27 protein-coding genes and 1 tRNA gene are annotated in these 20375 nt (G+C 61.9%); 26 read left to right on the top strand and 2 right to left on the bottom strand.

Features of this window, described 5'->3' with window-relative positions:
- The first annotated feature begins 191 nt into the window (after positions 1–191).
- The 16 genes from BG57_RS20770 (at position 192) to BG57_RS20845 (ending at position 12002) form a co-directional block, all read left to right on the top strand.
- Positions 192–1118: an ABC transporter ATP-binding protein gene (locus tag BG57_RS20770; protein ID WP_035967673.1), complete on the top strand. Its 927-nt coding sequence runs from the start codon at positions 192–194 to the stop codon at positions 1116–1118.
- The gene (locus BG57_RS20775; RefSeq protein WP_035967674.1) at positions 1115–1870 is read left to right on the top strand and encodes an ABC transporter permease; all 756 of its coding nucleotides are present in this window, start codon (positions 1115–1117) and stop codon (positions 1868–1870) included. Before BG57_RS20770 ends, BG57_RS20775 begins: the two co-directional genes overlap by 4 nt.
- 19 nt (positions 1871–1889) lie before the next feature.
- Positions 1890–2129 (top strand): BolA family protein, encoded by a 240-nt coding sequence (locus BG57_RS20780; RefSeq protein WP_035967676.1) that lies wholly within the window; start codon positions 1890–1892, stop codon positions 2127–2129.
- Between the two features lie 149 nt (positions 2130–2278).
- A complete protein-coding gene (gene murA / locus BG57_RS20785; RefSeq protein WP_035967678.1) occupies positions 2279–3550 on the top strand; it encodes a UDP-N-acetylglucosamine 1-carboxyvinyltransferase in 1272 nt (423 codons plus the stop codon).
- On the top strand, positions 3547–4239 hold the full coding sequence (gene hisG / locus BG57_RS20790; RefSeq protein ID WP_035967679.1) for an ATP phosphoribosyltransferase: 693 nt from the start codon (positions 3547–3549) through the stop codon (positions 4237–4239). The genes murA and hisG overlap by 4 nt, the downstream gene beginning before the upstream one ends.
- A gap of 43 nt (positions 4240–4282) precedes the next feature.
- The gene (hisD, locus tag BG57_RS20795; protein ID WP_035967680.1) at positions 4283–5605 is read left to right on the top strand and encodes a histidinol dehydrogenase; all 1323 of its coding nucleotides are present in this window, start codon (positions 4283–4285) and stop codon (positions 5603–5605) included.
- Between the two features lie 50 nt (positions 5606–5655).
- Positions 5656–6732 (top strand): histidinol-phosphate transaminase, encoded by a 1077-nt coding sequence (hisC, locus tag BG57_RS20800; RefSeq protein WP_035967681.1) that lies wholly within the window; start codon positions 5656–5658, stop codon positions 6730–6732.
- Positions 6733–6748: 16 nt separating this feature from the next.
- Positions 6749–7336, top strand: coding sequence for an imidazoleglycerol-phosphate dehydratase HisB (hisB, locus tag BG57_RS20805; RefSeq protein WP_035967682.1), 588 nt, complete (start codon positions 6749–6751; stop codon positions 7334–7336).
- A gap of 54 nt (positions 7337–7390) precedes the next feature.
- On the top strand, positions 7391–8011 hold the full coding sequence (locus BG57_RS20810) for a MarC family protein (protein WP_035967685.1): 621 nt from the start codon (positions 7391–7393) through the stop codon (positions 8009–8011).
- On the top strand, positions 8008–8649 hold the full coding sequence (gene hisH, locus BG57_RS20815; protein ID WP_035967686.1) for an imidazole glycerol phosphate synthase subunit HisH: 642 nt from the start codon (positions 8008–8010) through the stop codon (positions 8647–8649). The genes BG57_RS20810 and hisH overlap by 4 nt, the downstream gene beginning before the upstream one ends.
- Before the next feature lie 128 nt (positions 8650–8777).
- On the top strand, positions 8778–9530 hold the full coding sequence (gene hisA / locus BG57_RS20820; protein WP_035967687.1) for a 1-(5-phosphoribosyl)-5-[(5-phosphoribosylamino)methylideneamino]imidazole-4-carboxamide isomerase: 753 nt from the start codon (positions 8778–8780) through the stop codon (positions 9528–9530).
- Positions 9531–9623: 93 nt separating this feature from the next.
- Positions 9624–10397: an imidazole glycerol phosphate synthase subunit HisF gene (gene hisF / locus BG57_RS20825; RefSeq protein ID WP_035967688.1), complete on the top strand. Its 774-nt coding sequence runs from the start codon at positions 9624–9626 to the stop codon at positions 10395–10397.
- A gap of 2 nt (positions 10398–10399) precedes the next feature.
- Entirely contained in the window at positions 10400–10804 is a 405-nt protein-coding gene (gene hisI / locus BG57_RS20830) for a phosphoribosyl-AMP cyclohydrolase (protein WP_035967690.1), read from the top strand.
- Complete coding sequence (locus tag BG57_RS20835) at positions 10801–11169, top strand: phosphoribosyl-ATP diphosphatase (RefSeq protein WP_035967691.1); 369 nt, start codon at positions 10801–10803, stop codon at positions 11167–11169. The genes hisI and BG57_RS20835 overlap by 4 nt, the downstream gene beginning before the upstream one ends.
- A gap of 43 nt (positions 11170–11212) precedes the next feature.
- The gene (locus tag BG57_RS20840) at positions 11213–11605 is read left to right on the top strand and encodes a DUF4870 family protein (RefSeq protein WP_035967693.1); all 393 of its coding nucleotides are present in this window, start codon (positions 11213–11215) and stop codon (positions 11603–11605) included.
- Positions 11606–11639: 34 nt separating this feature from the next.
- On the top strand, positions 11640–12002 hold the full coding sequence (locus BG57_RS20845; protein WP_035967695.1) for a histidine triad nucleotide-binding protein: 363 nt from the start codon (positions 11640–11642) through the stop codon (positions 12000–12002).
- A 27-nt stretch (positions 12003–12029) separates the two neighbouring features.
- Here BG57_RS20845 and BG57_RS34155 read toward each other — a convergent pair whose 3' ends face one another.
- On the bottom strand, positions 12030–12155 hold the full coding sequence (locus tag BG57_RS34155) for a hypothetical protein (protein WP_268238069.1): 126 nt from the start codon (positions 12153–12155) through the stop codon (positions 12030–12032).
- A gap of 2 nt (positions 12156–12157) precedes the next feature.
- Between BG57_RS34155 and tatA the strand changes: the two genes are divergently transcribed.
- From tatA to tatC, 3 genes are read left to right on the top strand one after another with little or no spacing between them, the layout of a single operon-like run.
- Entirely contained in the window at positions 12158–12391 is a 234-nt protein-coding gene (tatA, locus tag BG57_RS20850) for a Sec-independent protein translocase subunit TatA (protein WP_035967696.1), read from the top strand.
- A gap of 36 nt (positions 12392–12427) precedes the next feature.
- On the top strand, positions 12428–12958 hold the full coding sequence (tatB, locus tag BG57_RS20855) for a Sec-independent protein translocase protein TatB (RefSeq protein ID WP_035967697.1): 531 nt from the start codon (positions 12428–12430) through the stop codon (positions 12956–12958).
- A gap of 44 nt (positions 12959–13002) precedes the next feature.
- On the top strand, positions 13003–13779 hold the full coding sequence (tatC, locus tag BG57_RS20860) for a twin-arginine translocase subunit TatC (protein ID WP_035967700.1): 777 nt from the start codon (positions 13003–13005) through the stop codon (positions 13777–13779).
- 119 nt (positions 13780–13898) lie between these two features.
- Here the strand turns inward: tatC and BG57_RS20865 are convergent, their stop codons facing one another.
- Positions 13899–15116 (bottom strand): S1C family serine protease, encoded by a 1218-nt coding sequence (locus BG57_RS20865; protein ID WP_035967702.1) that lies wholly within the window; start codon positions 15114–15116, stop codon positions 13899–13901.
- A 20-nt stretch (positions 15117–15136) separates the two neighbouring features.
- Here BG57_RS20865 and BG57_RS20870 point away from each other — a divergent pair, with 20 nt between their 5' ends.
- From BG57_RS20870 to BG57_RS20900, 7 genes are all read left to right on the top strand, one after another.
- Positions 15137–15883, top strand: coding sequence for a Nif3-like dinuclear metal center hexameric protein (locus tag BG57_RS20870; RefSeq protein ID WP_035967704.1), 747 nt, complete (start codon positions 15137–15139; stop codon positions 15881–15883).
- A gap of 216 nt (positions 15884–16099) precedes the next feature.
- A complete protein-coding gene (gene petA / locus BG57_RS20875; RefSeq protein ID WP_035967706.1) occupies positions 16100–16720 on the top strand; it encodes a ubiquinol-cytochrome c reductase iron-sulfur subunit in 621 nt (206 codons plus the stop codon).
- Complete coding sequence (locus tag BG57_RS20880; protein ID WP_035967710.1) at positions 16721–18103, top strand: cytochrome b; 1383 nt, start codon at positions 16721–16723, stop codon at positions 18101–18103. It begins immediately after the preceding gene.
- Positions 18104–18125: 22 nt separating this feature from the next.
- Positions 18126–18881: a cytochrome c1 gene (locus BG57_RS20885; RefSeq protein WP_035967712.1), complete on the top strand. Its 756-nt coding sequence runs from the start codon at positions 18126–18128 to the stop codon at positions 18879–18881.
- A 94-nt stretch (positions 18882–18975) separates the two neighbouring features.
- A complete protein-coding gene (locus tag BG57_RS20890) occupies positions 18976–19587 on the top strand; it encodes a glutathione S-transferase N-terminal domain-containing protein (protein ID WP_008344155.1) in 612 nt (203 codons plus the stop codon).
- Between the two features lie 62 nt (positions 19588–19649).
- Entirely contained in the window at positions 19650–20141 is a 492-nt protein-coding gene (locus BG57_RS20895) for a ClpXP protease specificity-enhancing factor (RefSeq protein WP_035967714.1), read from the top strand.
- An 18-nt stretch (positions 20142–20159) separates the two neighbouring features.
- Positions 20160–20235 (top strand) — tRNA-Thr (locus tag BG57_RS20900).
- Positions 20236–20375: the final 140 nt, after the last annotated feature.

Raw genomic sequence — 20375 nt, forward strand, 5'->3', positions numbered from 1 at the left:
AGGCGTGGCGGCGCGCGCTTCGAGCGCGACTGCCGCCGCAAACAGGATCGTTCCGACGTCGGGTCAATCGGCTTTGCCCTATAATCAAACGTTTTTTCGGGCCCATCCCCGGCTCCTTTCGAGCGAGCCCCGGCCCGTCAAGCGACAATCCGCCAATCGAGGCGCGGCCGCACGAGGCGCGCGCACTGTCAATGTCAGCCATAGAAATCCGAAACGTCAGGAAGCGCTACAAGGACCTTCAGGCGCTCAAAGGCGTGAGCCTCACGGTGGAAGACGGCGAATTCTTCGGCCTGCTCGGGCCGAACGGCGCGGGCAAAACCACGTTGATCAGCATCCTCGCCGGGCTCGCGCGAGCCGATAGCGGCAGCATCAGCGTGCGCGGCCACGATGTCGTCAGCGATTTCCGGGCGGCGCGGCGCGCGCTCGGCGTCGTTCCGCAAGAACTCGTGTTCGATCCGTTCTTCACCGTCCGCGAGTCGCTGCGCATCCAGTCCGGCTATTTCGGCTTGCGCAACAACGACGACTGGATCGACGAAGTGATGGCGAACCTCGATCTCACCGAGAAAGCCGACGTCAATACGCGCGCGCTGTCGGGCGGCATGAAGCGACGCGTGCTGGTCGCGCAGGCGCTGGTGCATCGGCCGCCCGTGATCGTGCTGGATGAGCCGACCGCCGGCGTCGATGTCGAACTTCGGCAAACGCTGTGGAAATTCATCTCGCGCTTGAATCGCGAAGGCCACACCATCGTGCTGACCACGCACTACCTCGAAGAAGCCGAGTCGCTGTGCGACCGGCTCGCGATGCTTCGCCGTGGCGAAGTCGTCGCGCTCGAACGCACGAGCACGCTGCTGCAGCGTTTCTCCGGCATGCAGCTTTACTTGCGGTTTTCGAGGGGCGTGCTGCCCGCCGAACTGCGTCAGCTGGAAGTCGATCCTCACGCGGTATCGGGCGCGCAGCATCTGTTGCGCTTGTCGAGCTACGACGAAGTCGAGCCGATCCTCGCGAAGTGCCGCGCGGCCGGCTGCAGTTTCGACGAAATCGAAGTGCGCAAAGCCGATCTCGAAGATGTGTTCGTGCAGGTGATGAACGAGCCGGAAGTCGTCGAGGGCCTGTCATGAGCGGCTTTCGCACATTGTTCTACAAGGAACTGCTGCGCTTCTGGAAGGTGTCGTTCCAGACGGTGCTCGCGCCCATCGTGACCGCGCTGCTTTACCTGACCATCTTCGGCCACGCGCTGTCGGGCCATGTCCAGGTCTATCCTGGCGTCGGCTATACGAGCTTTCTCGTGCCCGGTCTCGTGATGATGAGCGTGCTGCAAAACGCGTTTGCGAATAGTTCGTCGTCGCTGATTCAGTCCAAGATCACCGGCAATCTCGTGTTCGTGCTGCTGCCGCCCATCGCGCACTGGGAGATGTTCTTCGCCTACGTGCTGGCGTCGGTCGTGCGCGGATTGTGCGTCGGGCTGGGCGTGTTCATCGTGACGATATGGTTCATCCCGATGTCTTTTTCTTCGCCGTTCTACATCATTGCGTTCGCGATGCTCGGTTCGGCGATCCTCGGCACGCTCGGCCTGATCGCCGGCATCTGGGCCGACAAGTTCGATCAACTGGCCGCGTTTCAGAACTTTCTGATCATGCCGCTCACGTTTCTTTCGGGCGTGTTCTATTCGACGCACACGCTGCCGCCGCTGTGGCGCGCGGTGTCGCATCTGAACCCGTTCTTCTACATGATCGACGGTTTCCGCTACGGCTTTTTCGGCCTTTCCGATGTCAACCCGCTGGTGAGTCTCGGCATCGTCGGCGGCTTTCTGGCCGTGCTGGCGCTGATCGCCGTGCGTCTGCTCGCGAGCGGCTACAAGCTGCGTCACTAACTCATCTCAAGGACACGTCATGTTGCCGACTCCGGAGCAAGTGAAGGATTACATCGCTGGCGGCTTGCAGTGCCAGCATCTCGAAGTGGAAGGCGACGGTCAGCACTTCTTCGCGACCATCGTGAGCGATGCGTTCGTCGGCAAGCGGCTGATCGCGCGTCATCAACTGGTGTACGCGGCGCTCGGCGAGCGCATGCGCGAGGAGATTCATGCGCTCAGCATGAAGACCCTCACCCCCGACGAATGGAAATCGGCCTGATCCATCCGGCGAAGCCAACAGGTCACAGTCACTCTCAGCAACACCGCAACACCCGGCATCACCGGCAGGAAACAGTGCGAATCATTCAAGATAACCGCGGCGCCGAATCTGGCTCCGCAGCAGGACGCTCGGTCGAAGGACAAGCAACCATGGACAAACTGGTCATCACAGGGGGCGCGAAGCTCTCCGGCGAAATCGCCGTTTCGGGCGCGAAGAACGCGGCTTTGCCGATTCTGTGCGCGAGCCTTCTCACCGCCGAGGACGTCCAGCTGTCGAACGTTCCGAACCTCAAGGACGTGCGCACGACGCTCGAACTGCTGCGCCAGATGGGCGTGCAGTCGCAGGCGCTGCAGGACGGCTGCGTGACGCTGAACGCATCGAAGGTCGACAACCTCGTCGCGCCTTACGAGATGGTCAAGACCATGCGCGCGTCGATCCTCGTGCTCGGGCCGCTCGTCGCGCGTTTCGGCGAGGCGAAGGTGTCGCTGCCGGGCGGCTGCGCGATCGGCGCGCGTCCGGTCGATCAGCACATCAAGGGTCTGCAGGCGATGGGCGCGGAGATCAACATCGAGCACGGCTTTATCGAAGCGCGGGCGAAGCGGTTGAAGGGCGCGCGCATCGTCACCGACATGATCACCGTTACGGGCACCGAGAACCTGCTGATGGCGGCGGTTCTGGCCGATGGCGAGACGACCATCGAGAACGCGGCGCGCGAGCCGGAAGTCAGCGACCTGGCGAACCTGCTCGTCGCGATGGGCGCGAAGATCGACGGCATCGGCACGGACCGGCTGGTGATTCAGGGCGTCGAGAAGCTGCACGGCGCGAAGCACGCCGTGGTGCCGGATCGCATTGAAGCGGGCACGTTCCTGTGCGCGGTGGCGGCCGCCGGCGGCGATGTCACGCTGCGTCATGTTGCCCCGTCGCTGCTCGACGCGGTCACGGCGAAGCTGCGCGAAGCGGGCGTGTCCATCGAGGAAGGCGAGGACTGGATGCGCGTGCGCATGAGCAAGCGTCCCGACGCCGTCAACATTCGCACGTCCGAATATCCCGCGTTTCCGACCGACATGCAGGCGCAGTTCATGGCGCTCAACGCGATTGCAAACGGCACCTCGCAAGTCGTCGAGACGATCTTCGAGAATCGCTTCATGCACGTGCAGGAGCTGAATCGTCTCGGCGCGAGCATCACGATCGACGGGAAGACGGCGCTCGTCGCCGGCGTCGAGCAACTGTCGGGCGCAAAGGTGATGGCCACCGACCTGCGCGCGTCGGCGAGTCTCGTGATCGCGGCGATGTGCGCTGACGGCGAAACGCTGATCGACCGCATCTACCATCTGGATCGCGGCTACGACCGCATGGAGTCGAAACTGACGGCCGTGGGCGCGAACGTTCGCCGCATCAAGGGCACGGGGAGCGAGCAATGAGCTCGTTGCCGCAGACCTCATCGTCGGTCGGCGCGAGCGCGCCGCTCACACTCGCGTTGTCGAAAGGGCGTATCTTCGAGGAGACGGTGCCGCTGCTCGCGGCAGCCGGCGTGCAGGTGGCCGAAGATCCGGAAAGCTCGCGCAAGCTGATTCTGCCGACGACCAATCCGAACCTGCGCGTGATCATCGTGCGCGCGACCGATGTGCCCACGTACGTCGAATACGGCGCGGCGGACTTCGGCGTTGCGGGCAAGGACGTGCTGATCGAACACGGCGGCAGCGGTTTGTATCAGCCGATCGATCTCGACATCGCGCGCTGCCGGATGTCGGTCGCGGTCAAGGCCGGCTTCGACTATGCAAACGCAGTGCGTCAGGGCGCGCGTCTGCGCGTCGCGACGAAGTACACGCAGACGGCGCGCGAGCACTTCGCGGCGAAGGGCGTGCACGTCGATTTGATCAAGCTGTACGGCTCGATGGAACTCGCGCCGCTCGTCGGCCTGGCGGATGCGATCGTCGATCTGGTCAGTTCGGGCGGCACCCTGCGCGCCAACAATCTGGTCGAGGTCGAAGAAATCATGCAGATTTCGTCGCGTCTCGTCGTGAATCAGGCGGCGCTGAAGCTGAAACGCGCGGCGCTCAAGCCTTATCTCGACGCGTTTGAGCGCGCCTCGGCCGGCACGAACAACTAGGGCGGCCGCATCGCGCGGTGCGCCACAGCACACGGAAACCAGCATGTCTATCAAGATTCGTAAGCTCGATTCCAGCACCGTCGGTTTTCAGAAGGCGCTGCGCGCGGTTCTCGCGTTCGAAGCGAGCGAGGATGACGCCATCGAGCGCGCCGTCGCGCAGATTCTCGCGGACGTGAAATCGCGCGGCGACGCCGCCGTGCTCGAATACACGAACAAGTTCGATCGCCTGAAGGCGGAAAGCGTCGCGGCGCTGGAACTGCCTGTTTCGGAGATGGAAGCCGCGCTCGAAGGGCTCGAGCCGAAGCGCCGCGCGGCGCTCGAAGCAGCGGCGGCGCGTGTGCGCGGCTACCACGAGAAGCAGCGCATCGAATGCGGAAGCCATAGCTGGCAATACACCGAAGCCGACGGCACCGTGCTCGGCCAGAAAGTCACGCCGCTCGATCGCGCCGGTATCTACGTGCCGGGCGGCAAGGCGGCGTATCCGTCGTCGGTGCTGATGAATGCGATTCCGGCGCGCGTCGCGGGCGTCAAGGAAATCGTGATGGTCGTGCCGACGCCCGACGGCGTGAAGAATCCGCTCGTGCTCGCCGCGGCGCTGCTCGGCGGTGTGGACCGCGTGTTCACCATCGGCGGAGCGCAGGCGGTCGGCGCGCTGGCCTACGGCACGGAATCCGTGCCGGCGGTCGACAAGATTTGCGGGCCGGGCAACGCGTATGTCGCATCGGCGAAGCGGCGCGTGTTCGGCACCGTCGGCATCGACATGATCGCGGGGCCGTCGGAAATTCTCGTGATTTGCGACGCCACCACCGATCCGCGCTGGGTCGCGATGGACCTCTTTTCGCAAGCCGAGCACGACGAACTCGCGCAATCCATTCTGCTGTGCCCCGATGCGGCGTTCATTCAGCGCGTGGAAGATGCGATCGTCGAACTGCTGCCCGCCATGCCGCGCCGCGACGTGATTCAACGCTCACTCGAGGATCGCGGCGCGCTGATCAAGGTGAAGGACATGGCCGAAGCCTGTACGATCGCCAACGACATCGCGCCGGAGCATCTGGAAATCTCCGCGCTCGATCCGCATCAGTGGGCCGCGCAGATTCACAACGCAGGCGCGATGTTCCTCGGCCGGTACACCAGCGAAAGCCTCGGCGATTACTGCGCCGGACCGAATCACGTGCTGCCGACTTCACGGACCGCGCGTTTCTCGTCGCCGCTCGGCGTGTACGACTTCATGAAGCGTTCGAGCGTGATTGAAGTGAGCGCCGACGGCGCGCAGACGCTCGGTGAAATCGCGGCCGAACTCGCCTATGGCGAAGGCTTGCAGGCGCATGCGAAGAGCGCCGAATACCGGATGAAAAACCTCGGCTGAAGCGGGCCGATCCCATTGACCAAGGCGGACTGAGAGCCGCCGGCGGCTCCATGACGACACCACAAGACATCATTCGCCCCGACATCCTCGCGATGACGAGCTATCCCGTGCCCGATTCCACGGGTCTCATCAAGCTCGACGCGATGGAAAATCCGTACACGCTTCCAGCCGATCTCGCCGAGCGCCTCGGCGCGCATCTCGCGGGCGTCGCGCTGAATCGCTATCCGGCGCCGCGTCCGGCGGACCTCATCGCGAAGCTCAAGCGCACGATGCACGTGCCGGACGCCTGCGACGTGCTGCTCGGCAACGGCTCGGACGAATTGATCAGCCTGATGTCGATTGCGTGTGCGAAGCCGGGCGCGAAGGTCGTTGCACCGGTGCCGGGCTTCGTGATGTATCAGATGTCGGCGGCTTTCGCGGGGCTGGAGTTCGTCGGCGTGCCGCTCAACGCCGACTTCACGCTCAATGCCGACGCGCTCGTCGCGGCCATCGAAGAGCACGCGCCGGCGCTCATTTATCTGGCGTATCCGAACAACCCGACCGGCACGCTTTACGACGACGCCGACATCGAACGCGTGATCGCGGCGGCGGGCAGGAGTCTCGTCGTGATCGACGAGGCGTACCAGCCGTTCGCGGAGAAAACGTGGATGCCGCGTGCGGCGGAGTTCGACAACGTCGTCGTGATGCGGACGGTATCGAAGCTCGGACTGGCGGGTATCCGCCTCGGTTACATGGCAGGGCGTCCCGCGTGGATCAACCAGTTCGACAAGGTGCGCCCGCCGTACAACATCAACGTGCTGACGCAAGCCACCGCCGATTTTCTGCTCGATCATCTCGACGTGCTCGACGCCCAGGCTGCCGCGCTGCGCGAAGAGCGCACGCAACTGGCCCGCGAAGTGGCCGCGCTACCGGGCATGACAGTCTATCCGAGCGCGGGCAACTTTCTGCTCGTGCGCGTGCCGGACGCCGCGCTGGCGTTCGAAACGCTGCTTACGTCGCGGGTTCTGATCAAAAACGTGGGTAAAATGCACCCGTTGCTTTCAAACTGCGTGCGGTTGACGGTCGGAACCGCCGACGAGAACGCGCAGATGATCGCCGCGCTCAAGAAACTTTCTACTTTTGATTAAGCCTCAAGGAAACACCATGCGCATTGCGGAAGTCGTTCGCAACACCAGCGAAACGCAGATCCGTGTGAAGCTCGATCTGGACGGCGCCGGCAAGCAAAAGCTCGCTACCGGCGTGCCGTTCCTCGATCACATGCTCGATCAGATCGCCCGTCACGGGCTGTTCGACCTCGAAATCGAAGCGCATGGCGACCTCCATATCGACGATCACCACACTGTCGAGGACACGGGCATCACGCTGGGGCAAGCGGTCGCGAAGGCCATCGGCGACCGCAAGGGCATCCGCCGTTACGGACACTCGTACGTGCCGCTGGACGAAGCGCTTTCGCGCGTGGTCATCGATTTTTCGGGGCGGCCCGGGCTCGAGTTCAACGTGCCGTTCACGCGGGCTCGCATCGGCAATTTCGATGTCGACCTCACGATCGAATTCTTCCGCGGCTTCGTGAACCACGCCGGCGTGACGCTGCATATCGACAACCTGCGCGGCATCAACGCGCATCATCAGGTCGAGACCGTGTTCAAGGCGTTCGGCCGCGCGCTGCGCATGGCCGTTGAACTGGACGAACGCGCGGCGGGGCAGATTCCATCGACCAAGGGCAGTCTCTAAAAGCTGCAGGCCGATTCGGCGCGATCCTGCGCAAAACCCGGCTGGCCATCCGCGATGGATCTCTTCAAGTCGTTTATATCCTTGCTCGCGCTGATCAACCCGATCGGCGCGATACCGTTTTTTCTCAGTCTCACCGCGCAGCAGTCCGATGTGGAGAAGCGCAACACCATCCGCGTCGCGTGCATTTCGGTGTTTTGCGTGATCGCCGTGACCGCGCTGCTCGGACAGCAGATCATCGCGTTCTTCGGCATCTCGGTGGGATCATTCGAAGTCGGCGGCGGCATCATCATGTTGCTGATGGCGATCAGCATGTTGAACGCGCAAATCGGCAACGCGCGCTCGACGCCGGAAGAGCGCATGGAAGCCGAGGAGCGCAACAGCGTCGCCGTCGTGCCGCTCGCGATTCCGCTGCTCACCGGGCCGGGATCGATCAGCACGGTGATCGTCTACGCCGCGAATGCGCAGCACTGGTACGACCGCTTCGGGCTGGTCGTGCTGGGCGGGATCATCGCGGCGCTGTGCTTCGGCGCGCTGAACCTCGCCGAGCCGATCGCGCGCTGGGTCGGGCGCACCGGCATCAACATCGGCACGCGTCTCATGGGATTGATGTTGTCGGCGCTGGCGGTGGAATTCATCGTCGACGGATTGAAGGCCCTGTTGCCTACTTTGAAATGAAAACTTCGATTGCGATTGTTGATTACGGAATGGGCAACCTGCGCTCGGTGTATCAGGCGCTGAAGAAGGCCGCGCCGGACGCCGACGTGGCGATCGTCGATCAGCCGCAAGCCATTCATGCGGCCGATCGCATCGTGCTGCCCGGCCAGGGTGCGATGCGCGACTGCATGGCGCATCTCGGCGAATCGGGGCTGCAGGAAGCGGTGATGCAGGCGTCGCGCGAAAAGCCGATGCTCGGCGTGTGCGTCGGCGAGCAAATGCTCTTCGACTGGAGCGAGGAGGGCGACACCAAAGGCCTCGGGCTCTTTCCCGGCAAGGTGCTGCGCTTCCATCTCGAAGGCCGCGTGCAGGACGACGGCTCGCGCTTCAAAGTCCCGCAAATGGGCTGGAACCGCGTGCGTCAGACGCAAGCGCATCCGGTATGGGACGGCATTGCGGATGGCGCGTTCTTCTACTTCGTGCACAGCTATCACGTGGTGCCCGACAATCCCGCGCATACGTCCGGCGAAACCGTCTACGGCGACGCATTCACCTCCGCGGTCGCTCGGGACAACATCTTCGCGACGCAGTTTCACCCTGAAAAAAGCGCGGACGCGGGCCTGCGCCTGTATCGGAACTTCGTGCACTGGAATCCGTGAGACGCACCGCACGTTAGCCGTTCGACGTATGCCGGCCGCCGGCAGAATGCTGCAAGACTTGTACTACACTAGCGAGACGGCCCGGGCGGCCGTTCTCATCAATTTCACCCAGACACTACGCGATACCTATGCTGCTCATTCCGGCCATCGATCTTAAAGACGGTCAGTGCGTGCGCCTCAAGCAGGGCGATATGGACCAGGCGACCATTTTCTCGGAGGATCCGGCGGCGATGGCCCGGCATTGGGTCGACAAAGGGGCGCGCAGGCTGCACCTCGTCGATCTGAACGGGGCATTCGCGGGCAAGCCGCGAAACGGCGACGCGATCCGCGCGATCATCGAAGAAGTGGGCAGCGAGATCCCGGTGCAACTGGGCGGCGGCATTCGCGACCTGAACACGATCGAACGCTATCTGGACGATGGTCTCTCGTACGTGATCATCGGCACGGCGGCGGTGAAGAATCCGGGCTTTCTGCAGGACGCGTGCACCGCGTTCGCCGGGCACATCATCGTCGGGCTGGACGCGAAAGACGGCAAAGTCGCCACCGACGGCTGGAGCAAGCTGACCGGCCACGAAGTCGTGGATCTCGGCCGCAAGTTCGAGGACTACGGCTGCGAGTCGATCATCTATACCGATATCGGCCGCGACGGCATGCTTCAGGGCATCAACATCGACGCCACCGTGCGGCTTGCGCAAGCGGTCAAGATTCCGGTTATCGCGAGCGGCGGTCTGTCGAGCATCGCGGACATCGAGTCGCTGTGCGAAGTCGAGAGCGAAGGCATCGAAGGCGTGATCTGCGGCCGCGCGATCTACTCCGGCGATCTCGACTTCAACGCCGCCCAGACGCGCGCCGACGCGCTGCGCGAAGCGGACGACGCTTGAATCCCGCTGCTTCGCCTCTCGCGCGAATTGCTTGGTAGCGCGCCGGGCGGCGCAGGCCGCCCTCACTTGTATCGAACCGGCAGTGGCAAGAACATGGCTCTCGCAAAACGCATCATCCCTTGTCTCGACGTGACCGCTGGCCGCGTCGTCAAAGGAGTCAACTTCGTCGAACTGCGTGACGCGGGCGATCCCGTCGAAATCGCGCGGCGCTATGACGATCAGGGCGCCGACGAACTCACGTTCCTCGACATCACCGCGACGTCCGATCAACGCGATCTCATTCTGCCGATCATCGAAGCGGTCGCGTCCCAGGTCTTCATTCCGTTGACGGTCGGCGGCGGCGTGCGCGCGGTCGAAGACGTCCGCCGGCTGCTCAACGCGGGCGCGGACAAGATCAGCATGAATTCGTCGGCGGTCGCGAATCCGCAACTCGTGCGCGATGCGTCGGACAAGCACGGTTCGCAGTGCATCGTCGTCGCGATCGACGCAAAGCGCGTATCGGCGGAAGGCGAGCCGGCGCGCTGGGAAGTGTTCACGCACGGCGGCCGCAAGGCCACGGGCATCGACGCGATCGAATGGGCGCGCAAGATGGCCGAGCTCGGCGCGGGCGAAATCCTGCTGACGAGCATGGATCGCGATGGCACGAAGGCTGGCTTCGACCTCGCGCTGACACGCGCCGTCTCGGATGCCGTGCCGGTGCCCGTGATCGCTTCGGGCGGCGTCGGCAACTTGCAGCATTTGGCGGACGGCATCGTCGACGGTCGCGCCGACGCGGTGCTCGCGGCGAGCATCTTCCACTACGGCGAGCACACGGTCGGGGAAGCGAAGCGCTTCATGGCCGACCAGGGCATTTCGGTGAGGATCTGAACGTGACCGATCAAGCCAGCTGGCTCGACAAGGTGAAGTGGGACGCCAACGGCCTCGTCCCGGTCATCGCGCAGGAGGCGTCGACGAACGACGTCCTGATGTTCGCGTGGATGAATCGCGAGGCGCTTGCGAAGACCATCGAACTGAAGCGCGCCGTGTATTTTTCGCGCTCGCGTCAGCGGTTGTGGTTCAAGGGCGAGGAATCGGGGCACGTACAACACGTCCATGACGTTCGCCTGGATTGCGACGAGGACGTCGTGCTGCTCAAAGTCGAGCAGGTTTCGGGCATCGCCTGCCACACGGGCCGCCACTCCTGTTTCTTCCAGAAATTCGAAGGAACGGCTGACAACGGCGAGTGGATCGCCGTCGAGCCGGTCCTGAAAGACCCAGAAAGCATCTATAAATGACGCAAGCCAACACGCTGGACACGCTGCTGCGCCTCGCCGCGGTAATCGACAGCCGCAAGGGCGGAGATCCGGAACAATCCTACGTTTCGCGACTCTTTCATAAAGGTGACGACGCGATCCTGAAGAAAATCGGCGAGGAAGCGACGGAAGTCGTGCTCGCCGCGAAGGACGCTCGCCACGGCGGCGCTCCGCGTGCGCTCGTCGGCGAAGTCGCCGATTTGTGGTTCCACTGTCTCGTGATGCTGTCGCATTTCGACCTGAGCCCGGCCGACGTCGTCGCCGAACTTGAGCGGCGCGAAGGTCTGTCGGGTATCGAGGAAAAGGCGCTGCGCAAATCGCGCGAGCGCGAACAGAACGGCGGCTGACGAGAGTTTCGCTCACATTCTCGCGCACGCGTTGGAGGCAAGCATGAGAACGCCCGATCAGCCGTATCCGCCGACCGTATTCACGGACCCCGGCGAAGCGGACCGCCTGCGCCGGCTGCGCACGCTGACGCATATCGTCTACGCGCTTTACGCGCTCTATTGGCTGACGGGCGGCTTGACCGTGCTCGTCGCCATCATCATCAATTGCCTGAAGCGCGGCGACACCGTCGGCACGCCGTACGAAGCCCATTTCACGTGGCAGATACGCACGTTCTGGTGGGCGGTGCTCGGGCATGTCATTGGCGTAGCGTTGCTGTTCGTCGGCATCGGCTTCGTTATCTTGTTTGCGGTCGGTATCTGGACCCTTTATCGCGTCATCAAGGGCTGGCTGTTTCTATACGAAAACAAAGCGATCGAGCCGCGCGCGTGGTTTTGATCGTCAACGCCGGTTCTCCGGGCATTGGATACTCATGAGCCAAGACAACTGCATCTTCTGCAAGATCGCCGCCGGGCAGATTCCGAGCACGAAGGTCTACGAGGACGACGAGTTCGTCGCCTTCAACGACATCAACCCGGCCGCGCCGGTTCACGTGCTGGTCATCCCCCGCAAGCATATTGAAACACTTTCGGACTGCTCCGAAAGCGATGCTCCGTTGCTTGGTAGAATGGTGCATCTCGTTGGCCGTTTGGCAAAAGACCTGGGCGTTTCCTACACAGGGGGCGACACCGGTTTCCGCACGGTCATCAACACCGGGCCGGGCGGCGGGCAGGAGGTGTATCACATTCATGCGCATCTTTTGGCCGGGGAGCGCCCTTGGCGGCGGATGGGCTGACACGGCTTTCATCGGCGTGTCGGCTGTTCAAGGCAATATTGGGCGCGGAAAATCGATATTCGTGAGCTGAAGCGCCACCGCTTCGGCCAGGGCCGCAAAGTCAGGCATCCGTCGCGGAAATGGCTTGTCGGTCGAACTAAGGAGAGTTTTCATTCATGGGTTCGTTGAGCATTTGGCATTGGTTGATCGTGTTGCTGATCGTGGCGCTCGTCTTCGGGACGAAGAAACTGCGCAATATCGGCGGCGATCTGGGCGGCGCGGTGAAGGGCTTCAAGGAAGGCATGCGCGAAGGCGATAACCCCGCCTCGCCGGAACAGCGCGAACTGCCGCGCAACGGCGCAGTCGACGTGGAAGCGAAGGACAAGTCCCGTTCCGGCGACTACCGTTAATCGGGCCGCTGACCGCAACCACTCACTTCCTCGTCAATGCTCGATCTCGGTCTGACCAAAATGGCGCTCATCGGCGTCGTCGCGCTGGTGGTGCTCGGGCCGGAGCGTTTGCCCGGCGTGGCGCGCACGGCTGGCGCGCTCTTCGGCCGCGCGCAGCGGTACATCAACGACGTCAAGTCGGAGGTGGCGCGCGAGATGGAGCTCGATGAGCTCAAGAAGATGCGCACGCAGTTCGAAACGGCGGCGTCGAATGTCGAGACGACGATCCACGACAACCTGAAACGCCACGAGTCCGAACTGAACGACGCGTGGAATCAGGGGACATCGGTTTCAAGCAGCATCGCGGGCGGCGGGGAATCGTCGGGTGCGGACGATGGCGGTTCCGGCGAGCAATGGCCCGCCGCGACGTCAACGCCTGCCAAGCGCAAGAACTGGCGCGTCAAGCAGAGCGCGGTTCCGAACTGGTACAAGCGCACGACCGCGCGCCGCACGCGTGTGCAGTCGGGCGCGGCGCGTGTCGCGCGGCACACGCCCGCCACCCTGCGCCGTCCGACGAAATTCTTCTGATACGGCCGCATTCCTTCCATCGATGACCCATACCGAGGGCCGGCGTGAGCGACCCGCAACAAAATAAAGACGAGCCCGTCGAAGAGACGTTCATTTCGCATCTGGTCGAACTGCGCGATCGCATCATCCGCGCGGGCGCGGCGGTCATCGTCGTATTCATCTCGCTCGTGTACTGGGCGCCCGATATCTTCAAGCTGCTTGCACGGCCGCTGATGCAGAACCTGCCGCGCGACGGCAAGATGATCGTCACCGACGTGACCGGCTCGTTCTTCGTGCCGATGAAGGTGACGATGCTCGTGGCCTTTGTCATCGCGCTGCCGATCGTCCTGTATCAGATCTGGGCGTTTGTCGCGCCGGGGCTGTATCAACATGAGAAGAAGCTCGTCGGGCCGCTCGTTTTCAGCAGCTATACGCTCTTTCTGTGCGGCATGGCCTTCGCCTATTTCATTGTGTTTCCGACCATTTTCCGCGTGATGGCGCATTACAACGCGCCGCTGGGCGCGGAAATGACAACGGATATCGACAATTACCTGAGCTTCGTGCTGACGATGTTCATCGCGTTCGGCGTGACGTTCGAGGTGCCGATCGTCGTCGTGTTGCTGGCGCGCATGGGCGTGGTGTCGATTCCGAAACTGAAGCAGATTCGGCCTTACGTGATCGTCGGCGCGTTCGTCATCTCCGCGGTCGTGACGCCACCGGACGTGTTCTCCCAACTGATTCTCGCGATTCCGCTCGTCATTCTGTATGAGGCGGGGATCATTGCGGCGAGGTTCGTGGTCGGCAAGGAAGCGGTCAAAAGCGAGGAAGCGGCGGCCGAATAAGTTGAGCGCGGTGCGGCAGATTGTCGCGGTTGCCACTTTCTCAATCGCGGTCGCACAGATGAAAAAAAGGCAGCTTCCGTTCCACGGAGCTGCCTTTTTCGCTTCCGGCCACCGACGCCTTATTCGTCGCCCTGATCCCCTTGCTCCTCATCGGGCATTTGCGGGGCGCGCGGCTGTGCGGGCCGCTTGCCGATGGTCACGCTGACGTCCATTTCCTTGTTCTTGCGCATCAGGTGAACCTTCACCGCCGTGCCCGGCTTGATCTGCGCGACGACGTTGAGCAGGCGCGTGGTATCGGTAATCGTGTCCTCGTTGATGCTGACGAGGATATCGCCCGGCTTGATGCCCGCGCGGTCCGCCGGCCCGCCTTGCAGTACGCCCGCGACGATCGCGCCCGATTTCTGGTCGAGCCCGAACGACTCGGCAATCTCCGGCGTGACGTCCTGCGGCTCGACGCCGATCCATCCGCGCGTGACCGTGCCCGTCGTGATGATGCTTTCGAGCACGCTGCGCGCGGTCGAAACCGGAATGGCGAAGCCGATGCCGAGCGAGCCGCCGCTTCGCGAGTAGATTGCGGTATTGATGCCGAGCAGGTTGCCTTCCACATCGACGAGCGCACCGCCCGAATTACCGGGGTTGATGGCCGCGTCGGTCTGGATGAAATTCTCGAACGTGTTGATGCCGAGGTGATTGCGGCCGAGCGCGCTGACGATGCCCATCGTCACCGTCTGCCCGACGCCGAACGGATTGCCGATCGCCAGCACCACGTCGCCGACGTGCGCCTGATCCATCCGGCCGAGCGTGATGGTCGGCAGATTGGTCATGTTGATCTTCAGCACCGCGAGATCGGTCTCCGGATCGACGCCGATCACTTTCGCGCTCGACGTGCGGCCGTCCGCCAGCGCGACTTCGATCTGGTCCGCACCGTCCACGACATGCTGGTTCGTTAGAATGTAGCCTTCCGAGCTGACGATGACGCCCGAGCCCAGATTCGACGCAGGCGGCTCGTCGCTCTTGCGCCGGTTCTTGTCGCCGAAGAAGTAGCGGAACAGCGGGTCCTTCGAGCGCGCGCCCGGCGGCAGGCTGCCGTCCTTGCTGGAGAACACGTTGACGACCGCGGGCATCGCCTTCTGCGCGCCCTCGGCATATGAAGACTGAAGCGGGCGCGAACCGATGCTCGGCGCCACTTCCTGTAACGCGACGATCGGCTCGGCGAGTTGCTTGCCAAACTGGCCCTGACGTTGAAGCCACTGCGGTTTCAGGGTCGCGATGATAAACATCAGAGCCAAAAGCACGGTGACCGCTTGGGCAAAAAACAGCCAGAAGCGTCTAAGCATTTGAAGGGATAGAGGATTTCATGGATCGGATCGAACTCGAATTGTATCTGAACAATCTGCTGGAAATCGGCCGCTTCAAGGACTATTGCCCGAACGGCCTACAGGTGGAAGGGACTCGCCGCGTTCAGAAAATCGCGACCGGCGTGACGGCTTCGCTCGCATTCCTCGAAGCCGCGCTGGACTGGGGCGCGGACACGGTGCTGGTCCATCACGGCTATTTCTGGCGTAACGAAGCGCCGCAGATTACAGGACGGAAGCATCGGCGCTTGCGCACGTTGATCGCCAACGACATGAATCTGTTCGCGTACCATCTTCCGCTGGATTCGCATCCGGAACTCGGCAACAACGCGCAGCTTGGCGCGCGGTTCGGGCTGATCGCGGACGGCCGGTTTGCCGATCAGGATCTCGGCTGGATTGCGCCGCTCACGATGCCGCTTTCCCTCGAGCACTTCACAGCGACCGTGGAAAATGCGCTGGGCCGCAAGCCGCTAGTATTCGGCGATTCCGACCGGGAGTTGCGGCGCGTGGCGTGGTGCACCGGCGGCGCCCAGGGCTATTTCGAGCAAGCCGTCGAGGCCGGCGCGGATGTCTACGTGAGCGGTGAAGTCTCGGAGCAGACGATGCACATCGCGGCGGAATCCGGCGTCGCGTACATCGCAGCGGGGCATCACGCGACCGAGCGTTACGGCGTGCAAGCGCTCGGCGCGCATCTGTCGGAGGAATTCGATATCGAACACTTGTTCATTGATATCGATAATCCGGTTTAATGGCATGTCGCCGATTGTTTGGTTCACGGAGCGGCTGCGTCTGCCTTAAAACATTGCTTTACTAGAACGCGCGAAAACGTGGGGAAAACCCGGAAGGCCCGGTTAGTTCGAGTGATTTTTACTGCGCGGGCCTTGTAAATGGCAACTCCATTCGCGCACACTAGCGGCGGAACACTGATGTGACGGTATAAATCCAACTCAGAAGTGGGGCGTGTGATGCGAGACAAGGACGATAACCGCGTCGACGGCGGCCGCCGTACCTGGCTGATTGCGACGACCGTAGCAGGTGGTTTCGGAGGTGTGGCAACCGTAGTGCCTTTCGTCAGTTCGTTTGCTCCATCGGAGAAGGCCAAGGCGGCGGGCGCGCCCGTCGAGGTCGATATCAGCGGACTGAAGCCTGGCGAAATGATGACGGTCGCGTGGCGCGGCCGGCCGGTGTGGATCGTCAATCGCACCGACGAAATGTTGGCTGACATCAAAAAGGCTGACAGCGAAGTAGCGGACCCGAATTCCAAGATGGAATTCTCAATGCCGTTACCGGAGTACTGCAACAACGAATATCGATCGCGCGCCGATCACAAGAACATTCTCGTGACCGTGGCCGTGTGCACGCACCTTGGCTGCACGCCGACGCCGCGATTTACCGAGGGGCCTCAACCCAATCTCCCCGATAACTGGCCGGGCGGTTTTTTGTGCCCATGCCACGGCTCGACTTATGACCTGGCGGGCCGCGTCTTCAAGAACAAGCCAGCGCCGCAGAATCTGGACGTGCCTCCATACATGTTCACTTCGGCGACGCAACTCGTGATCGGCAAGGACGAAAAGGGAGAGGCTTAAATGGCGACCGCAGACAAGGATGTCGAAACGACGGGCTTGACGGGCTGGATCGACCGCCGGTTTCCGCTAACCGCGACCTGGAAAAAGCACGTCTCCGAATACTACGCGCCGAAGAACTTCAACTTCTGGTATTTCTTCGGCTCGCTTGCATTGCTCGTGCTCGTTATTCAGATCGTGACGGGCATTTTTCTCGTCATGAATTACAAGCCGGATGCGACGCTTGCTTTCGCATCGGTCGAATACATCATGCGCGAGGTGCCGTGGGGCTGGCTCATACGGTATATGCATTCGACCGGCGCGTCGATGTTTTTCGTCGTCGTTTATCTGCACATGTTCCGCAGCCTGATTTACGGCTCATACAGGAAGCCGCGTGAACTGGTCTGGATCTTCGGCTGCGCTATTTTCCTGTGTCTGATGGCAGAGGCCTTTTTCGGCTATTTGTTGCCATGGGGACAAATGTCGTTCTGGGGCGCACAGGTCATCGTGAATCTCTTCTCCGCGATTCCCTTCATCGGTCCGGACTTGTCGTTGTGGATTCGCGGGGATTACGTGGTATCGGACGTCACGCTGAATCGCTTCTTCGCATTTCACGTCATAGCGATTCCGCTCGTGCTGATCGGACTCGTCGTTGCGCATCTGGTCGCCCTGCATGAAGTCGGGTCGAATAATCCCGACGGCATCGAAATCAAGGCGAAGAAGGATGCGAATGGCGTACCGCTCGACGGCATTCCGTTCCATCCATACTATTCGGTCCACGACTTCTTCGGTGTGTGCGTCTTTCTGCTCATCTTCGCGGCGATTATCTTTTTCGCGCCGGAAATGGGCGGCTACTTCCTCGAAGCAAATAACTTCGTGCCGGCGAATCCGCTGCAAACGCCGCCGGAGATCGCGCCTGTCTGGTACTTCACCGCGTTTTACGCGATGCTCCGCGCGACCACCGATCCGTTCAAGATCGTTCTGATGATCGTAATTGCGCTGCTTGGTGTGCTTGCGTTGCTGCGAGCGCGCGGCAAGTGGCGTATCGCGCTGCCGGTGCTGGCGCTCGTAGTGATCGTGTTCATGGCGTTGACCGAGTCGAAATTCTGGGGCGTGGTGGTGATGGGCACCGCGGTCGTTTCGCTGTTTTTCTTGCCCTGGCTCGATCGCAGTCCGGTGAAGTCGATCCGCTACCGGCCGCTGTTTCATAAGGTTCTCTACGCCATCTTCGTGATTGCATTCCTCGTGCTGGGCTTCCTGGGGACGAGACCGCCATCGCCGGCAGGGACGCTCATCGCTCAAATTTGCGCACTTATTTACTTCGCGTTTTTCCTGGGCATGCCTTTCTGGACGCCGCGCGGCAGATTCAAGACGCCGCCCGAGCGCGTGAACTACAAACAGCACTGAGCTCACGTCCGGAGACTACGCGATGAAAAAATGGCTCTCTATGATGGCGATGATCGCCGCCGCGATGTTCTCATTCGGCGGCGCGCCGGCTCACGCGGAAGAGGAAGCGGTGCTCGACCGCGCTCCGAATAACGCCGACAATTTTGCGTCGTTGCAGCACGGCGCCCAAATGTTTGTAAACTATTGCCTGAATTGTCACAGTGCGACCCTGATGCGCTACAACCGGCTGACCGATCTCGGTATCAGCCAGAAAGAGATTCAGGACAATCTGCTGTTCACGACGGACAAGATCGGCAACACGATGAGCATCGCGATGCGCCCGGACGACGCGAAAGCGTGGTTTGGCGCATCGCCGCCGGATCTGTCGGTGGAGGCGAGGGCGCGTGGACGGGACTGGCTCTACACCTACATGCGCAGCTTCTACCGCGATCCGACGCGGCCTACCGGCTGGAACAATCGCGTGTACGAGAACGTCGGCATGCCCCATGTGCTGTGGACGCTGCAGGGCATTCGCGACGCGCGGTTCACGACGGAAACGGACGAAAGGACCGGCGAAAAGGTAAAAAGATTCGTGGGTTACACTCAGGTGACGCCTGGTGCCTTGTCGAACGTGGATTATGATTCAGCTGTGGCCGATCTCGTGTCGTACCTTTCGTGGATGTCCGAACCCGCCCAGCAAACCCGCAAACGTCTCGGCGTCTGGGTTCTGCTGTTCCTGGCGCTCCTCAGCTTCCTCGCATGGCGTCTGAACGCGGCATACTGGAGAGATATTAAATAGCACGCCAATCGACGGCGTGGGTCGGTGCGACGGCGCTTCCGCAAGGAAGCCGCCTCGGCCGGCCCTTCGAGTTTACTGAAGGGACTTTAAAAACATGATGGTTCTGTATTCCGGCACAACTTGCCCGTTCTCCCAGCGCTGCCGGCTGGTGTTGTTCGAAAAGGGCATGGATTTCGAGATCCGCGACGTCGATCTGTTCAACAAGCCGGAAGACATCGCGGTGATGAACCCTTACGGGCAGGTGCCGATCCTCGTCGAGCGTGACCTGATCCTGTACGAGTCGAATATCATCAACGAATATATCGACGAGCGGTTCCCGCATCCGCAGCTCATGCCGGCAGACCCGGTGCAGCGTGCCCGTGCGCGCCTGTTCCTGCTGAACTTCGAGAAAGAGTTGTTCGTGCATGTAGGCACGCTCGAGAACGAGAAGGGCAAGGCTGCGGAAAAGAACCACGAGAAGGCGCGCAGCGCGATCCGCGATCGCCTCACCCAGCTCGCACCGATCTTCCTGAAGAACAAGTACATGCTGGGCGAAGAGTTCTCGATGCTGGACGTGGCGATCGCCCCGCTGCTGTGGCGTCTGGATCACTATGGCATCGAGTTGTCGAAGAATGCTGCGCCGTTGATGAAGTACGCCGAGCGGATCTTCAGCCGTCCGGCCTATATTGAAGCGCTGACGCCTTCCGAGAAGGTGATGCGTCGATAGTTTGCGAGAGCGGAGCGCGGCGGCGTGGTTTTGCACGGCCGTGCTCCGGCAGAGGAAAGTTGATGCAAGAAATCTCCACCAAGCCTTATCTGCTGCGCGCGCTCTACGAGTGGTGCACGGATAACGGTTTTACTCCGCATATCGCCGTTCGGGTCGATGGAGCGACGCGCGTGCCGCGTCAGTTCGTTCGCAATGACGAGATCGTGTTGAACATCAGCTTCGAGGCGACGAGCCAGTTGCAGATGGGTAACGAATGGATCGAGTTCAGCGCGCGATTCTCGGGCAAGTCGCACAAGATCGAGGTCCAGGTCGCGAACGTGCTCGCAATCTACGCGCGCGAGAATGGGCAGGGCATGGCGTTCCCAGTCGAGCCATCGCAGCACCCTGCAGTGGAGCCTGCGCGACCCGCCGAACGCGAGGCGCGCCCGGCCGAGTCGATGGCCGAGGAGCGATCGGATGCTGAGGGTGCGTCGGATCACGAGGAGCCGACTCTGGGCTCTGCGGACGACGACGCAAAATCTCCCGCGAGATCGCACCTCAAAGTCGTCAAATGAAGTAGAATCTCGTCCTTCGCCGGCTTAGCTCATCTGGTAGAGCAGTTGATTTGTAATCATCAGGTGGCGGGTTCGAGTCCTGCAGCCGGCACCAAGAAGCATATCGGCGGGTCGTGCGAGGTTTGCACGACCCGTTTGATTTCTGCGAATCACGTGTGATTCGGGTCTTGGAAGAAGTGCCGAAAGGCGAGTCGATAAGTAGCTTCAAAAACTTGTTGACAGACTTCGAAACGA

It is taken from the genome of Caballeronia grimmiae, assembly GCF_000698555.1.
Lineage (GTDB): Bacteria > Pseudomonadota > Gammaproteobacteria > Burkholderiales > Burkholderiaceae > Caballeronia > Caballeronia grimmiae.

Coding starts and splice junctions, on each gene's coding strand:
- BG57_RS20770 (WP_035967673.1), top strand. CDS start 192: ATGTCAGCCATAGAAATCCGAAACGTCAGGAAGCGCTACAAGGACCTT.
- BG57_RS20775 (WP_035967674.1), top strand. CDS start 1,115: ATGAGCGGCTTTCGCACATTGTTCTACAAGGAACTGCTGCGCTTCTGG.
- BG57_RS20780 (WP_035967676.1), top strand. CDS start 1,890: ATGTTGCCGACTCCGGAGCAAGTGAAGGATTACATCGCTGGCGGCTTG.
- murA (WP_035967678.1), top strand. CDS start 2,279: ATGGACAAACTGGTCATCACAGGGGGCGCGAAGCTCTCCGGCGAAATC.
- hisG (WP_035967679.1), top strand. CDS start 3,547: ATGAGCTCGTTGCCGCAGACCTCATCGTCGGTCGGCGCGAGCGCGCCG.
- hisD (WP_035967680.1), top strand. CDS start 4,283: ATGTCTATCAAGATTCGTAAGCTCGATTCCAGCACCGTCGGTTTTCAG.
- hisC (WP_035967681.1), top strand. CDS start 5,656: ATGACGACACCACAAGACATCATTCGCCCCGACATCCTCGCGATGACG.
- hisB (WP_035967682.1), top strand. CDS start 6,749: ATGCGCATTGCGGAAGTCGTTCGCAACACCAGCGAAACGCAGATCCGT.
- BG57_RS20810 (WP_035967685.1), top strand. CDS start 7,391: ATGGATCTCTTCAAGTCGTTTATATCCTTGCTCGCGCTGATCAACCCG.
- hisH (WP_035967686.1), top strand. CDS start 8,008: ATGAAAACTTCGATTGCGATTGTTGATTACGGAATGGGCAACCTGCGC.
- hisA (WP_035967687.1), top strand. CDS start 8,778: ATGCTGCTCATTCCGGCCATCGATCTTAAAGACGGTCAGTGCGTGCGC.
- hisF (WP_035967688.1), top strand. CDS start 9,624: ATGGCTCTCGCAAAACGCATCATCCCTTGTCTCGACGTGACCGCTGGC.
- BG57_RS20835 (WP_035967691.1), top strand. CDS start 10,801: ATGACGCAAGCCAACACGCTGGACACGCTGCTGCGCCTCGCCGCGGTA.
- BG57_RS20840 (WP_035967693.1), top strand. CDS start 11,213: ATGAGAACGCCCGATCAGCCGTATCCGCCGACCGTATTCACGGACCCC.
- BG57_RS20845 (WP_035967695.1), top strand. CDS start 11,640: ATGAGCCAAGACAACTGCATCTTCTGCAAGATCGCCGCCGGGCAGATT.
- BG57_RS34155 (WP_268238069.1), bottom strand. CDS start 12,155: ATGAAAACTCTCCTTAGTTCGACCGACAAGCCATTTCCGCGACGGATG.
- tatA (WP_035967696.1), top strand. CDS start 12,158: ATGGGTTCGTTGAGCATTTGGCATTGGTTGATCGTGTTGCTGATCGTG.
- tatB (WP_035967697.1), top strand. CDS start 12,428: ATGCTCGATCTCGGTCTGACCAAAATGGCGCTCATCGGCGTCGTCGCG.
- BG57_RS20865 (WP_035967702.1), bottom strand. CDS start 15,116: ATGCTTAGACGCTTCTGGCTGTTTTTTGCCCAAGCGGTCACCGTGCTT.
- BG57_RS20870 (WP_035967704.1), top strand. CDS start 15,137: ATGGATCGGATCGAACTCGAATTGTATCTGAACAATCTGCTGGAAATC.
- petA (WP_035967706.1), top strand. CDS start 16,100: ATGCGAGACAAGGACGATAACCGCGTCGACGGCGGCCGCCGTACCTGG.
- BG57_RS20880 (WP_035967710.1), top strand. CDS start 16,721: ATGGCGACCGCAGACAAGGATGTCGAAACGACGGGCTTGACGGGCTGG.
- BG57_RS20885 (WP_035967712.1), top strand. CDS start 18,126: ATGAAAAAATGGCTCTCTATGATGGCGATGATCGCCGCCGCGATGTTC.
- BG57_RS20890 (WP_008344155.1), top strand. CDS start 18,976: ATGATGGTTCTGTATTCCGGCACAACTTGCCCGTTCTCCCAGCGCTGC.
- BG57_RS20895 (WP_035967714.1), top strand. CDS start 19,650: ATGCAAGAAATCTCCACCAAGCCTTATCTGCTGCGCGCGCTCTACGAG.